This window comes from Corynebacterium lactis RW2-5, assembly GCF_001274895.1.
GTDB classification, from domain to species: Bacteria; Actinomycetota; Actinomycetes; order Mycobacteriales; family Mycobacteriaceae; genus Corynebacterium; species Corynebacterium lactis.
This window is the reverse complement of record NZ_CP006841.1, coordinates 1421710-1435325: the sequence shown is the minus strand read 5'-3', so window position 1 is coordinate 1435325 and position 13616 is coordinate 1421710. Positions and strand designations below refer to the sequence as shown.

The window sequence follows — 13616 nt, the reverse complement described above, 5'->3', positions numbered from 1 at the left end:
AGAGTGAAATGGTGCGACGAAGAATTCTTGGCGACAGTGGACTGCGGGTATCGGCGCTAGGACTCGGTACCGCTACGTGGGGTGCGGGAACCAGCCTCGATGAGGCAGCTCGGATACTCACCGAGTTTGTCGATGCGGGCGGAACTCTCGTCGATGCCTCTCCCCTGCATGGTGGCAACACGGTCGCAGAGATGCTCGGTCGTCTAATTAAACGCAAGGGCCTGGCGGACCAGCTGGTGGTGTCGGTAGCCTCCGGTGTGCACCCGGAGCTGCCTGTCGGCCGGCGCGTGGACTGTTCTCGCAAGACCCTTCAGGCTGACCTGGACGAGACTCTGCGGCGCCTTGGAGCCGATCACATCGACCTGTGGTCGCCCGGGTATTGGGATGGGCTGACCCCTCCGGAAGAAGTCGCGGACACCCTCGAGTACGCCGTTCGGATGGGTAAGGTTCGCTACGTGGGTCTGCGGGGATATCACGGCTGGCAGGCCGCGGTTACCCATGCTGCCTCCGACCGCATTGCACCTGTATGCGCCCAGCACGAGTACTCGCTGCTGCAGCGCGGTCCCGAGGCGGAGTTGCTGCCGGCCTGCGAGCACCTGCGGATGGGATTCATCGGAGGCGCGCCCCTCGCCCAGGGCGTTTTAACCGCGAAGTATCAGCGCGTCATCCCTGAAGATTCCCGCGCAGCTTCTGAGCACGCAGACGCTGAGGTACAGGATTACCTGGACGAACGTGGGGTCACCGTCGTCGGTGCGCTCGCCACTGCTGCGAAGGGGCTCGGTGTGAGCGTTGCGGCTGCCGCGGTCGCGTGGGCTAGGGACCGGCCCGGTGTCACCTCTATCCTCGTCGGCGCGCGCGATAGGGCCCAGCTCCGCGAAAACCTCGCAGCTGAGGAGCTCACCCTTCCCACTCAGATCTGCAATGCGCTTGACGACGTCTCCCTTTAACACTGCAGCGTAGGAATCGGCGACTGCCAGACGCCGGTGCTGGAGTGCCCTGGGGACAGTTGCACGTATTCGATGTGTCTTTTCTACGGGATGGTAGTTTCATAGGTGTGAGTTTCTACAGTCGCCGACGTGTCCTACATTCGCTCGTAGCTGGAGTTTCTGCAGGCGCCCTAGCGCTTTCCGGTTGCTCATCGTCCGTTGAGGGCAGTGAGGTCAAGGAGGGAATGGGCAACGCCTCCCCTGCGCCGGCCGCGTCGCCCGCGATGACGGGCGGCCTCAAAGGCAAGCTGAAAAAGATCGATGAGAACATCACTGACGCGGTTCTGGCCGGCGATCAGGTGATTTCAAAGGCTCAGGGGAAGATTTTTGCCGGGCCGTTGAATAACCCGGCGGCAAAGTCGGTGGTTCTAAAAAATCAGTGCGGGCTTCTGGCCCCCGGTGGCAATACCGCGCTTTTGCCCTGTTCCGACGGTATTCACGTGCTGTCCCCAGAGGGAACCGTTGCGGCTGTCGTCGGTCGCGGCACGGGATACTCCTCGGCGGTAGGGTTGCCGGGCGGCCGGATTATCGGTCACCGTTCTGACTCCGACCAGGTCGATGTCTTCGGTGCGGATGGCGAGCTTTCGGAAACCTTTGGAGCTTCTCGAGAGGGCTCTCAGCTGGTTGCGGTGCCGCCGGTCGGCGACGGCCCCGCCACGCGGCTGATGGAAGTCAACCGGCCGGAGACCTCCGTCCATGAGCTAAAGCTCGACGAGACCCGCACGGGAAGTGGCCTGCGTGCTGGCATCGGCGTCGGCAAGGCAGCGGCCGGTACAAAGTACATCGCTGCGGCGGACACCAAGGGCAATCAGCTGCTCGTCTATACGATGACGGACATTATCCGCCTGCATCAGGCCGCGCCGGTGCCGGAGTCGCCGTGGGCCGTGGCAGTCGACGATTCCAGAGATTTAATCTGGGTCGCTTCGACGAAGGTAAATAAGCTGACCGCGTACGATGTCAGCTCTGGCACCCCGGTGAGGATGGCCGAGATTGATACGGTTGCAGACCCGCAGTCACTGGTAGTTGCCGAAAACGGCGCTGTCGAGGTGTTCTCTGCGACCGGACAGGGCGCGCAGCTGCTGGAACCCTCGGACATCGATAAGGCAATCGAGGACTACGCTGCTGAGTCGAAGCAGCGCGGTGATGACCTGGCTGTCCGGGAGCCCGCTAATAACCTCCCCACTGGCGAAGACAACTCTGCCCCTAAGCAGGGCGCCGACCAGCAGGGAGGTCAGAAGTAAATGGCATCGAGCGTTCGCGCAAAGGCTTATCAGCTGGCGCTGAAGGCAATGTTTACCGTTTCCCCGGAGCGGATTCATGAGGCGATGACCACTACGCTGAGTGGCCTGCAGAAATCGCAGCGTCTCCAGCGCGCGCTGGCGAAGCTTCTTGTCGTTGACGATCCGGTGCTGCGCCAAACTGTTTTTGGAGTGGACTTTCCGCGCCCCTTGGGTTTGGCCGCGGGGTTCGATAAGGCCGCCACCGCCCCTGATTGCTGGGGGCCAATTGGTTTCGGGTACGCCGAGCTGGGAACTGTCACCGCACATGCGCAGCCGGGTAACGATCAGCCAAGGCTGTTCCGGCTCAAGGCGGACCGCGCCATCTTGAACCGCATGGGCTTCAACAATCCCGGGGCCGTCGCCGTTGCCGAGAACCTCCGCGCGCGCCGCAGCGAAGACGTTATTGGGATCAATGTCGGCAAGACTAAGGTCACACCGCTGGAGGAAGCCGAGGCGGACTACCGTGCCTCCGCTCGTGAGCTGGGAAACCTTGCAGACTACGTCGTAGTTAACGTCTCTTCGCCCAACACGCCGGGGCTTCGTGATCTGCAGGCCGCCGAGACCCTCCGCCCCATCCTCGCCACAGTCCTCGACGAGACTACGTCGCCGGTCCTGGTTAAGATTGCGCCGGATCTCTCCGATGAGGACGTGCTTGCGGTGGCGGACCTCGCTGTTGAGCTGGGACTCGCCGGCATCGTGGCCACTAACACCACTATTTCTCGCGAAGGCTTGACGACACCCGCAGACGAAGTCGCCGCCATGGGGGCCGGCGGTGTGTCCGGCGCGCCGGTGGCTCGGCGTTCGCTCGAAGTCCTCAAGCTGCTTCACGGTCGTGTGGGCGGCAAACTTGCTCTGATTAGCGTGGGCGGCATTGAAACGCCTCAGCAGGCGTGGGAGCGGATCGCCTCTGGTGCTTCCCTCCTGCAGGGTTACACTCCGCTGATTTATGGTGGCCCGGACTGGATTCGCGACATCCACTTGGGGCTTGCGAAACAAATCCGGGCCCAGGGATTCACATCTATTGCGGAGACCGTCGGCTGCGGTCTCCCCTGGAAGGACTAGGGGCCTGGCCCGCAAGTGCCCGGCCTAAACGGCCTCTAGTCCTTGTTCTCCCACCACGGCGTGATGATGGCGCGCGCCAGCGAGTGGAAGTAGAGATTAAAACCGAGCACGGTCGGCGTCGCGTCTTCTGGGACATCTAGCTTCTCGACGTCCACAGCATGGACCGCGTACATGTAGCGGTGTGGAGCATGCCCCGCGGGCGGATTGGCACCGTAGTGCCCCTTCATACCCGAATCACCGGCGAGCTGTATTGCCCCTTCTGGCAGCCCGTCGCCGCTTTCGTTGCCAGCGCCCTGTGGCAGCCCGGATGCGGTGGCCGGGATGTTGAAGACGGCCCAATGCCAGAATCCGGATGCGGTCGGCGCGTCCGGGTCGAAGCACGTGACGGCGATAGACTTGGTGCCCTCCGGCATCCCCTTCCAATCGAGCTGCGGGGAGACATTGGAAGGCGCGCGGAACTTCTCGCCGATCAAACTACCGTCCTGGATGTCCGGAGAGGACAACTCGAACGCCGGGAGATCCTTGAGGGGCTCGTACGGATCCGGTCCTGGGAATGCCGGTGCGTTTGTGTTGTTCTGATTGTTGGAAGTCATGTACTCCAGTGTGCCCGCTTTTCGAAGTGCTCGCATGAAGTTTTCGATGTACTCACGCCGCGCTGGGGAGAATGTTTTCCGTCAAACGTGGAATTACGCCATTGGAATTGTGTTTTGACCTGCTAATTTGTGTTCTTTTGTGCAAACGCGGTACAGTATCCCAGGTCAGCACGGAAGTGCTAAAGACACCCAGTCCGGGTGGCGGAATGGCAGACGCGCTAGCTTGAGGTGCTAGTGCCCTATTAACGGGCGTGGGGGTTCAAGTCCCCCTCCGGACACAGTTCAAACCCTGGGTTGGTTGAGGAAGTTCAACCAACCCGGGGTTTCCTCATGCGCTGGATACCATTGGCACTGACGCAGGCCTATGCCCCGCTTCAACTTGGTCGAGGCCCGTGCCCGGCTCTAACGCTGAACTTGGGGCCGGGCCCGACTTGTTGGTGCAATATTTACTTGTGGTTGCGCTACAGCGCGCTCACAAGTGAATATCTCTGCCACAAGTGGCGGGGCTGTAAGTAGCAGAGCTCATAAGTGGCTGATACAACGGGCTCAATGTAGCTCCCCTCCCAGCGCACCTACTGCAGCGCCGAGGTGAGCCGGAATACGGAGTCCAGGTAGCGCTGGCGGAAGGAACGCTTGCTCCACTCCTCCTTGGATAGCGGAGAGGAGACGTCGCGGTAGGCGTCGGCAAGCGAGACGAGCTTGTCGACAATCGATCCCTTCGCAGTAATCAAGGTCACCTCGTAGTTCAGGCCGAAAGAGCGCATGTCTAGGTTTGAGGAGCCAAACATGGCCATTTGATCATCAATGACCATGTACTTGGAATGGAGGACCTTAGGCGCCGGGTAGCGGTAGATTTTGACGCCGGCTTCTAAAAGCGCGTGGTAGTAGGACTGCTGGGCGTGCCCCACCATGAACTGGTCTGACTTTTCGTTGACGAACAGCTGCACGTCGATGCCGCCGTAAGCGGCTGATGTGAGCGCCATGAGCAAGGACTCGTCGGGGACGAAGTACGGGCTAACGACGAGAAGACGCTTATGCGCCTGGTAAATCATATTATTGAACACGCGCAGGTTGGGCTCGGTGGTAAAGCCGGGGCCAGAGGGAAGCACCTGGACAATGTTCTTCCCTTTAGTGTCGTCATTAGGAATCTCGATGTGCTCGGCCGCGGGGGCCTCCGGAGTGTCGTAAATTTCGCTGGTCCAGTCGACGGCGAAGACGGCGTCAAAGGCCAGTGCGACATCACCGGCAAGTTCCATCCAGGTGTCGACCCACTCGCGCCCAATTCGGTGGTTCTTCGGCCGCTGGTACTCGGGCTCAATCAAGTTTTGAGACCCCATGAACACAGTCTTGGCATCAATGACTATCAGCTTGCGGTGGTTTCGCAGGTCAAGGCGACGCCAAGTTAGCTTCACGAGGCTCACCGGCAGCATCGGGTGCCAGGGAATGCCCGAGCGATTGAGGCGTTTTTTGAGCTTGTAGTAACCGGGGTACTTCCACGAGCCGATCGGGTCGACCAGCACCTTGACCTCTACTCCCCTATTGTGAGCGCGCTCGAGCGCCTCCACGAAGGGCTCGGTCCGGTTGTCGAGCGCGAAAATATAGGACTGGACGTGCACCGATTTTTTCGCCCCGTCGATGACCTCGATCATCCGCCGGATTGCCGAATCGAAGTCGGTGAAAAGCCCCATCTCGGTGCTCGACACTGCGGGCATACCCGTCAGTAGCCGGGATAGTTTAAAGGTGCCGATGACGTCGTCGGCAATGGTGACGTCGTCAGGCACATCGGGAAGATGGGCGGTGCGCTCACGGATTAGGTCGTGCGCCAGCGCCTGAACCTCGTGCCTGCGCCCGGTGATGTGCTGAGAGCCGAGCAGCAGGAATAGTGGCAGGCCGAGGAAAGGGATCAGCAGAATAACGAGGAGCCATGCCGTCGAGGCCGAGGGATTACGGTTCTCGGGAACCCAGCCGATGGCGACAAACTTGATCGAGTAGTCGAGGATAAACAAGCTGATCTGCCACCAGGTCAAATCCTGCACCATCCACGAGTAGGCGCCCAAGATCCATTCCATGGATTTGATAGTACTGAACCTGGCCGGGCCTGTGCTCAAACGGCTCTTAGTTAGGGCGTTTTATACTCGTTGTTGAAAATCAAATGCATTCGCTATAGAGTTGGGTGCATTGAATATTCGGTTGGGTATGTAGTTAGCCGCTTACGCAATCGAGAATATTTCCTAGTAATCTCATTTCAAGCGAATAAATCGCGTGGGCAACGCTGAAACGAAAGGAAGCGGCCTTTACATGATTGTCAACGCGCCCAGCAGCAATGAACTAGACGTTGCGGCAGGCGTCCTGAGGCTCATGGCGGATAAAACACGCCTGTCCATTCTCGCACTTCTCCATGATGGGGAAATGTCTGTTGGCGCTATCGCCGAGGAACTTGGCCGCCCGGTCCCTGCGGTTTCGCAGCATTTGGCCAAGTTACGGATGGCGAATATGGTGCAGACCCGCAAGGAGGGCACCTCCTGCTTCTACAGCCAGCCGGACGAGCACCTCACCAGCCTCGTCATCAACGCCCTGCACTTTGCGGAGCACACCCTCTACGATCAGCCGCCGCACCACCGCGCCCAGTCGTAAGGTTCCTAGGAAAGGGCAGTCTCACTCCCCGCCCCTTGCCTAGCCCGCTTCACGACGACGCCCCGCGCCCCAATCGGTAAACCGGTTGGCTGGCGCGAGGCGCGGTCGTTTGTAGGGCAGCCCGCTACCCCATCAGGATTTTCGCCTACTCCTTGCGAGAGGACATGGACTGGTCGAATGCTTTCATAATCCTTTCTGCAGCAAGCGTTGGAGTCAGCTGCCCGGAGCGGAGCTGCTTTTCCACCAGGTCACTCTCGGACTTCACTTCAGCATTGGTGTTAAGTCGCTGCAGGAGGGTCTCGTGGACCATCGACCACATCCACTTGATCTGCTGGTTGGCGCGGTTTTCGTCGAAGAGCTTCGCCTCGTGCATAGCGTGTACGTGGTCTTCGATGGCCTGCCAGAACTTGTCTACGCCGTCGTGCTCGAGGGCTGACATGGTCAGGACAGGAGGGGTCCAAACTTGATCCTGTTGGCGAACCATCTTCATCGCCGTGGTCAAGTCACGTGCAGCGCGCTTGGCCGGCCTCAGATTTTGGCCGTCGGCCTTGTTGATGGTGATGACGTCGGCCATCTCCAGGACGCCCTTCTTGATGCCCTGGAGCTGATCTCCGGCACCTGCCAGCGCCAGGAATGCGAAGGTGTCGACCATTTGAGCAACGGCTACCTCCGATTGGCCGACACCAACGGTCTCCACAATCACGATGTCGAAGCCAGCGGCCTCTAGCACCACCATGGCTTCACGGGTGGCTTTCGCCACGCCGCCAAGCGTGCCCGCGGATGGGGACGGACGAATGAACGCTTCATCTCGCGCGGAGAGTTGGGCCATTCGAGTCTTATCTCCAAGAATGGAGCCCCTCGACTTAGTGGAGGATGGGTCGATTGCGAGCACTGCGACCCGGTGCCCCTGCTCGATGAGGTGCAGGCCGAGGGTCTCGATGGTCGTGGATTTACCAACGCCGGGAACGCCGGTAAGACCGACGCGCATGGCCTTTCCCGAGAAAGGCAGCAATTTGACCAGAAGTTCCTGAGCAAGCACCTTGTGCGCAGGCGCCGATGACTCGAGCAGCGTAATGGCGCGTGCGAGTTTCGTTCGATTACCGGCGCGGACGCCATCGAAAAGGTCGTCGACATCGATTCGGCGACGGGCTTTGCGAATCACCTCGGGGGCGACCGCGGTCTTGCCGTCGATGACGGTTCCAGCGGTGGTAACCAGTGTGCCTAGATTTTCTTCAAGAAAGTCGTTCATTGCTACTTCTTTCGGCAACGCGCCACGCCGATGTTCTCGGCGCGGCGCGTTAGAAAAGGTGTTTAGGACTCTTCCGAGACGGAAACGTCGATGCCGAGTTCAGCGGAGAGCTTCTCCAGCATGTCGATTGCCGCATCAGCGATGACGGTACCCGGCGGGTAAATCGCCGCGGCGCCGAAATCGTAGAGTTCCTGGAAATCGCCCGGCGGGATGACACCGCCGACGACAATCATGATGTCCTCACGGCCCAGCTTCTTCAGTTCGTCGCGCAGTGCGGGAACGAGCGTCAGGTGGCCAGCGGCCAGCGAGGACACGCCCACGACGTGGACGTCGGAGTCGACAGCTGACTTGGCGGCCTCCTCCGGGGTCTGGAACAGCGGTCCCACGTCGACGTCCATGCCGAGGTCAGCGTAGGCGGAAGCGATAACCTTCTGGCCGCGGTCGTGACCGTCCTGGCCCATCTTGGCCAGGTAGATACGCGGACGGCGACCTTCCTGCTCCTCAAACTTGTCAGCCATCGCGATGGCCTTGGAAACGTTGGACACGGTACCCTCCTTGCCTACTTCGTCCTTGTAAACACCGGACAGGGTGCGAATCTCGGCCTGGTGACGACCGAAGACCTCTTCCATGGCATCGGAAATCTCGCCGATAGAGGCCATCGCGCGGGCACAATCGACGGCCAGCTTCAGCAGGTTCTTGTCCAGATCGCCCGGGTCACCGGGGTTGCGGCAGGCATCGGTCAGCGCAGCGAGGCAACGCTGGACTTCTTCCTCGTCGCGCTCGTGGCGCAGGCGGTGGAGCTTGTCGATCTGCTCCTGGCGGACGCGGGAGTTCTCGACCTTGAGGACCTCAATGGCCTCATCTTCCTCGACCTGGTACTTGTTGACGCCGATGAGCGCCTGTCGGCCGGAGTCGATACGCGCCTGAGTACGGGCGGCGGCCTCCTCGATGCGCAGTTTCGGAATACCCTCGATGGTTGCCTGAGCCATGCCGCCGGCCTCTTCGACCTCTTCGATGTGTTTACGGGCACGCTTAACCAGCTCGTTGGTCAGCCACTCGATGTAGTAAGAACCCGCCCATGGGTCGACCGGACGCGTAGTGTTGGATTCCTGCTGCAGCAGCAGCTGAGTGTTACGAGCAATACGCGCGGAGAAGTCGGTCGGCAGCGCTAGTGCCTCGTCGAGGGCGTTGGTGTGCAGCGACTGGGTGTGGCCCTGGGTCGCGGCCATAGCCTCGATGCAGGTACGCGCAACGTTGTTGTAGACGTCCTGGGCGGTCAGGGACCAGCCGGAGGTCTGCGAGTGCGTACGCAAAGACTGAGACTTCGGGTTCTTCGGCGCGAACTTGCCCACCAGCTCGGACCAGAGGATACGGCCGGCGCGCAGCTTGGCGATCTCGGTAAACGTGTTCATCGAAATGCCCCAGAAGAACGACAGTCGCGGAGCGAACTTGTCGACATCCAGGCCCGCATCAATACCCGCGCGGATGTACTCCACGCCGTCGGCAAGCGTGTAGGCGAGCTCGAGGTCTGCGGTCGCACCGGCTTCCTGGATGTGGTAGCCGGAGATCGAAATCGAGTTGAACAGCGGCATGCGTGCCGAGGTGAACTCGAAAATCGAGGAGATGATTCGCATAGACGGCTTCGGCGGGTAGATGTACGTGTTACGAACCATGAACTCCTTGAGGATGTCGTTCTGGATCGTACCGCGCAGCTGTTCCGGCGCGACGCCCTGCTCCTCTGCGGTCACAATGTACATGGCCAGAATCGGCAGAACGGCGCCGTTCATGGTCATGGACACGGAGACACCACCCAGGTCAATGCCCTGGAAGAGCTCGCGCATGTCGTAGATGGAGTCGATAGCCACACCGGCCATACCGACATCACCGGTTACGCGAGGGTTATCGGAATCGTAGCCGCGGTGGGTAGCCAGGTCGAATGCAACCGACAGACCCTTCTGGCCAGCGGCTAGGTTACGGCGGTAGAAGGCGTTGGACTCAGCCGCAGTGGAGAAGCCGGCGTACTGGCGAATCGTCCACGGCTGGTTGGTGTACATCGTCGGGTACGGTCCACGCATGAACGGTGCGATACCTGGGAAGGAATCAACAGGGTGCCCCTCGGATGCTGCAGAGTCGCGGTCGGCACGTTCATAGACACGCTTGACATCAATGCCCTCCGGGATGGTCCAGACTTCCCCGGCCTCTACAGCGGCAGCCTTGTTTGTGGCAGCTGCTGCGTCGTCGGTGGTGCGGGAGATTTCAGCGAAATTTGGGATAGTGGTCATTTCTTCTTTCACGCTCCCAGTTCATTGAGCAGTCGGGACAGTTCTGCGACGGCGTCGATATTCATGTTGAGGTAGCCGTCGGGGCGTGCGCCCTCCTCGGCATCGGCGAAGCTCTTCTCAGAGCCGGCGACCAGGACTTCCTTAGCGCCTGCAGCGCGGGCAGCCTCTACAGCGGCGGCGCCGGAGGCTGCGTACTCGCCGTCGGCCGCGCACAGCACGACAATCGGGGAAGCCTTGACTGCTTCGGTGAATGTCTGTTCGCCGGGGACGACCTGGCCCGGGTTGACGACCTCAATACCGCCGGATGCCAGCAGGTTAGAGGTGAAACCGGTACGGATGTTGTGCTTTGCCAGCGGGCCGAGCGGCAGCATACCAATCAGCGGGCGGCGGCCGTTTTCAGCGAGGAAATCATCGGAGCGGTTACGCAGCGCCTCGAAGTCGCTCGCCCATCGCCGAACCTTGTCGTTGGTGCCGCGGGACTCCGGCGCGAGAGGAGCCTCCAGCAGGTTCGGGAACTCGTTGATCGCGGTGACCTTAGTGCGACGGTGTGCAATATCCGCACGACGCGCCTCCCAGGTTGCGTCGAGCGCCGCCTGAATCTCAGACTGGTGCTCTGCGAACCCGCCAGCACCCTCGGCCTTGGTGAAGATCTCCCAAGCCTTGTCACACAGCTCAGTGGTCAGCTCCTCGATGAAGTAAGAGCCGCCCGCCGGGTCTGCGACGTAACCCAGGTGGGACTCCTCAATCAGCAGGAGGTTGGTGTTACGAGCAATGCGGGTCTTGAAAGTCTGGGAAACGTTCGGCTGACCGCCCTCGATGGCGTAGTCGAATGGGAGAACCTCAACGGAGGTAGCTCCGCCGACGCCCGCAGCAAAAGCTGCAACGGTGACGCGCAGCATGTTAACCCACGGGTCACGCTGGCTAAACATCACCGGAGCGGTAACGGCGTGCATTGGGACGCGGCCAGCCTCGGGGGCTCCGAGGACCTCGGCAACGCGGGCCCACAGAGTGCGGGCTGCGCGGAATTTTGCAATCGTGTCGAACTGGTCGTCCGTAGCTGCGAAGCGGAAGGAAATCTGCCCCAAGGCTTCCTCAACCGACAGACCTGCCTCGGTCAGAGCGCGCAGGTACGCGACACCTGCTGCGAGGCTGTAGCCGATCTCTTGGATGTTGCTTGCACCAAGGTTGGAAAGCGCTACGCCGTCAACCAGAAGCGCACGAACATCGCCGCGCTGCTTGGCTGCCTTTGTGGCCAGTGCGACAGCCTCCTCGAGGGAAACGTCATCGGTGCCCGCGAAAGCAGAGGTGAGCGGGGCCGCGCCGTACTCAATGGCGACGTTGTCCGGATTAGCCGGTGCAGCAGAAGCTACGTAGCCGTCTAGGGCCTCGACTACTGCTCCGAGATCTTTACCTGCGTGAATCGCAATCGGGGCCAGATCGACGTAGACGTTGCTAAACAGCGCAGGAACATCCTCCGCGGACAGCGAGCCTGTGAAGTCCAGGCGGAGATCCGTGGTGCCGTTTTCCAGGGCGGAGAGCAGGGTCTCGTTAACAACCTTCGTGTCGAGGGCATCTTCGCCAGCGTACTGACGACCGAAGGTTTCACGAACCCCCCAACCATCGTTGTTGTCGTCGGTCACCTTAGCGCCGCGCGTGAACGGGAACTGGCCCGGAGCCGGTGCTTCCCCTGACTCGTCGGCGCGCGTGTACAGCGGGCGAACCTCAACACCGTCGTAGGTGGTCTTGATCAGACGCTTCCACACGTCAAGTGGTACATCTGCGATGTCTTGCTTGCGTACCCTAGCGAACACCTTTGCTACGGCCTTGTACCACGAAGATTGCAGCTCTTCGAAGTTCGGTGGCAGCGTTGAAGGCGATTCGGGGGCCGTTCGGTCAGTCACGACAGACCTTCTCCCTTACATGTATTAAGCCTTGCTCGCCTAGTTTCCCTCCATGGGCGCTCTTCGCAATCGGCTGCGACAAACTCGATTGCGGTGAGCACCTGCAGAAACATCGGGAGTGTTGGCTTCCTCCAATAATCGATAAGGGTCACTAGTTTTCGCACAAGAAAGGCATAGCGACCTTATTCCCCATCGTAGTGAAGATGGCTAGTGGTGTTCTCCGCGCCACGCCTGCGCGACCGGCGCGCCACGCCTAACCGCAGGTCATACGGCATCCGGTATTCGACGGTAACCTCAAATGGGTGAAGAGTGACCTAACAGCAGCGTCTGCGTCAAACAAGTCTGCGCCGATCAAGAAGATGCTGATTGCCGTCTTGGGATTAGGCGGCTTGGCCATGGTGCTGTTCTATGACGTTCCGACTGTGGAGACAATCCGCCAATGGTCGGACGACGCCGGCGCGTGGTTTCCTCTCGTCTACTTCGCCATTTACGTCGCTCTGACGCAGTTCCCCATTCCCCGCACGGCTTTCACTCTCGCTTCGGGGCTTTTATTCGGTCCCATTGCCGGTTTTCTCTTGGCAATTTCCGCAACCACCCTGGCGGCGGCAATCTCGCTGTTGGTGGTCCGATTCCTCGCTCGGGACTGGTTTAGGCAGTATCTGACCAATCGACGTCTGCTAAACCTAGATCATCGTCTCGAGCAGCGTGGTTGGCTAACAGTCCTCTCGCTGCGAATGATCGCGGGCGTGCCGTTTTCTTTTCTTAACTACGCGTGCGGCCTGTCCTCAATCAGGCTCGCCCCCTACACCTTCGCGACCGCCGTCGGCTCCGCGCCGAACACCCTCGCCGTAGTTTTGCTTGGCGACGCCCTGCTATCCGGGTTCGATATCCGCTTCGCGGTGGCAACGGCACTGCTTGTTGTCTTGGGTATCGCGGGACTTGTTGTCGATGCCAAATTCCCGGTCGTTGAACAGCCAAAGGCCACTTCGTCGGCAAGCGAGGCGACCCGCAGTGTCGTTGAACGAAACGTCAAGGAGTAGGGCTAGACTGTACGATATGTTCGCAGTTTTCGCTCGCTATCGTGGTCGATCCACTCGTCGTGCTGAGCATGTTCGCATGTCAGCCCAAGCGCTTTCTGGCTTGGACGGCGTCGGCGCTGTGGAGGTCGCCGGTATCGAAGAGCTGAAGGCTGCTCCAGAAACTGCGGTTGGAGTCACTACCCTTGTGCTCGCTTTGTTGTCCGCCGGCGATTGGGCGATTGGAATTGGGATTTGTACCCGCGGCGATGTTGAAGAAGCAGCCGTTGCGGCTCGCGCGGTAGTCGGAAAAGGCGGCAAGGCCGGAACAGTTAAAACCCGCATCCGAAGCGATAACCCTCGCGGGAAGTCTTGTGCCGAGGATATCGAGGCGGCATTTACCCTGCTCCACCACGTCATCTCGCGACGCTCGCCCGAAGGCCGGGAGGCGACTCAGCTCGTGCGTGCGGGCTACACCCAGGTTGAGGCCGCGCAGGAATTGGGGATTTCGAAGCAGGCAATTAACCAGCGGCTAGCCGCAGCCGGCTGGCATGCAGAATCGGCCGGGTGGTCCCTGGTAGTTCACCTACTCGAGGATTCCGGCAGACTCTGA

11 protein-coding genes and 1 tRNA gene are annotated in these 13616 nt (G+C 60.4%); 7 read left to right on the top strand and 5 right to left on the bottom strand.

Going from position 1 to position 13616, the window contains the following annotated elements:
• Positions 1 to 11 precede the first annotated feature (11 nt).
• From CLAC_RS06315 to CLAC_RS06305, 3 genes are all read left to right on the top strand, one after another.
• Positions 12 to 947: an aldo/keto reductase gene (locus tag CLAC_RS06315; protein WP_053413314.1), complete on the top strand. Its 936-nt coding sequence runs from the start codon at positions 12 to 14 to the stop codon at positions 945 to 947.
• A gap of 107 nt (positions 948 to 1054) precedes the next feature.
• Positions 1055 to 2227 carry a YncE family protein gene (locus tag CLAC_RS06310; RefSeq protein ID WP_211255341.1) on the top strand — a complete coding sequence of 391 codons (1173 nt, stop codon included), beginning with the start codon at positions 1055 to 1057 and terminating at the stop codon, positions 2225 to 2227.
• Positions 2228 to 3328: a quinone-dependent dihydroorotate dehydrogenase gene (locus CLAC_RS06305; protein WP_053412177.1), complete on the top strand. Its 1101-nt coding sequence runs from the start codon at positions 2228 to 2230 to the stop codon at positions 3326 to 3328.
• Between the two features lie 35 nt (positions 3329 to 3363).
• Here the strand turns inward: CLAC_RS06305 and CLAC_RS06300 are convergent, their stop codons facing one another.
• Positions 3364 to 3921 carry a YbhB/YbcL family Raf kinase inhibitor-like protein gene (locus CLAC_RS06300; RefSeq protein ID WP_053412176.1) on the bottom strand — a complete coding sequence of 186 codons (558 nt, stop codon included), beginning with the start codon at positions 3919 to 3921 and terminating at the stop codon, positions 3364 to 3366.
• 192 nt (positions 3922 to 4113) lie between these two features.
• On the opposite strand from CLAC_RS06300, the gene CLAC_RS06295 reads away from it, so the two are divergent.
• Positions 4114 to 4199: transfer RNA gene (locus tag CLAC_RS06295), tRNA-Leu, on the top strand.
• Positions 4200 to 4493: 294 nt separating this feature from the next.
• Here CLAC_RS06295 and cls read toward each other — a convergent pair.
• Positions 4494 to 5990, bottom strand: coding sequence for a cardiolipin synthase (cls, locus tag CLAC_RS06290; RefSeq protein WP_156324786.1), 1497 nt, complete (start codon positions 5988 to 5990; stop codon positions 4494 to 4496).
• A 229-nt stretch (positions 5991 to 6219) separates the two neighbouring features.
• Here cls and CLAC_RS06285 point away from each other — a divergent pair, with 229 nt between their 5' ends.
• Positions 6220 to 6555: an ArsR/SmtB family transcription factor gene (locus tag CLAC_RS06285; protein WP_053412174.1), complete on the top strand. Its 336-nt coding sequence runs from the start codon at positions 6220 to 6222 to the stop codon at positions 6553 to 6555.
• Positions 6556 to 6700: 145 nt separating this feature from the next.
• Here the strand turns inward: CLAC_RS06285 and meaB are convergent, their stop codons facing one another.
• From meaB to CLAC_RS06270, 3 genes are all read right to left on the bottom strand, one after another.
• Positions 6701 to 7804 (bottom strand): methylmalonyl Co-A mutase-associated GTPase MeaB, encoded by a 1104-nt coding sequence (gene meaB, locus CLAC_RS06280; RefSeq protein ID WP_053412173.1) that lies wholly within the window; start codon positions 7802 to 7804, stop codon positions 6701 to 6703.
• A gap of 62 nt (positions 7805 to 7866) precedes the next feature.
• Positions 7867 to 10086, bottom strand: coding sequence for a methylmalonyl-CoA mutase (scpA, locus tag CLAC_RS06275; protein ID WP_053412172.1), 2220 nt, complete (start codon positions 10084 to 10086; stop codon positions 7867 to 7869).
• An 8-nt stretch (positions 10087 to 10094) separates the two neighbouring features.
• A complete protein-coding gene (locus CLAC_RS06270) occupies positions 10095 to 11987 on the bottom strand; it encodes a methylmalonyl-CoA mutase family protein (protein WP_053412171.1) in 1893 nt (630 codons plus the stop codon).
• Positions 11988 to 12289: 302 nt separating this feature from the next.
• Between CLAC_RS06270 and CLAC_RS06265 the strand changes: the two genes are divergently transcribed.
• Positions 12290 to 13027, top strand: a complete 738-nt coding sequence (locus tag CLAC_RS06265) for a TVP38/TMEM64 family protein (protein ID WP_245621816.1) — start codon at positions 12290 to 12292, stop codon at positions 13025 to 13027.
• A gap of 16 nt (positions 13028 to 13043) precedes the next feature.
• On the top strand, positions 13044 to 13616 hold the full coding sequence (locus CLAC_RS06260; protein ID WP_053412169.1) for a hypothetical protein: 573 nt from the start codon (positions 13044 to 13046) through the stop codon (positions 13614 to 13616).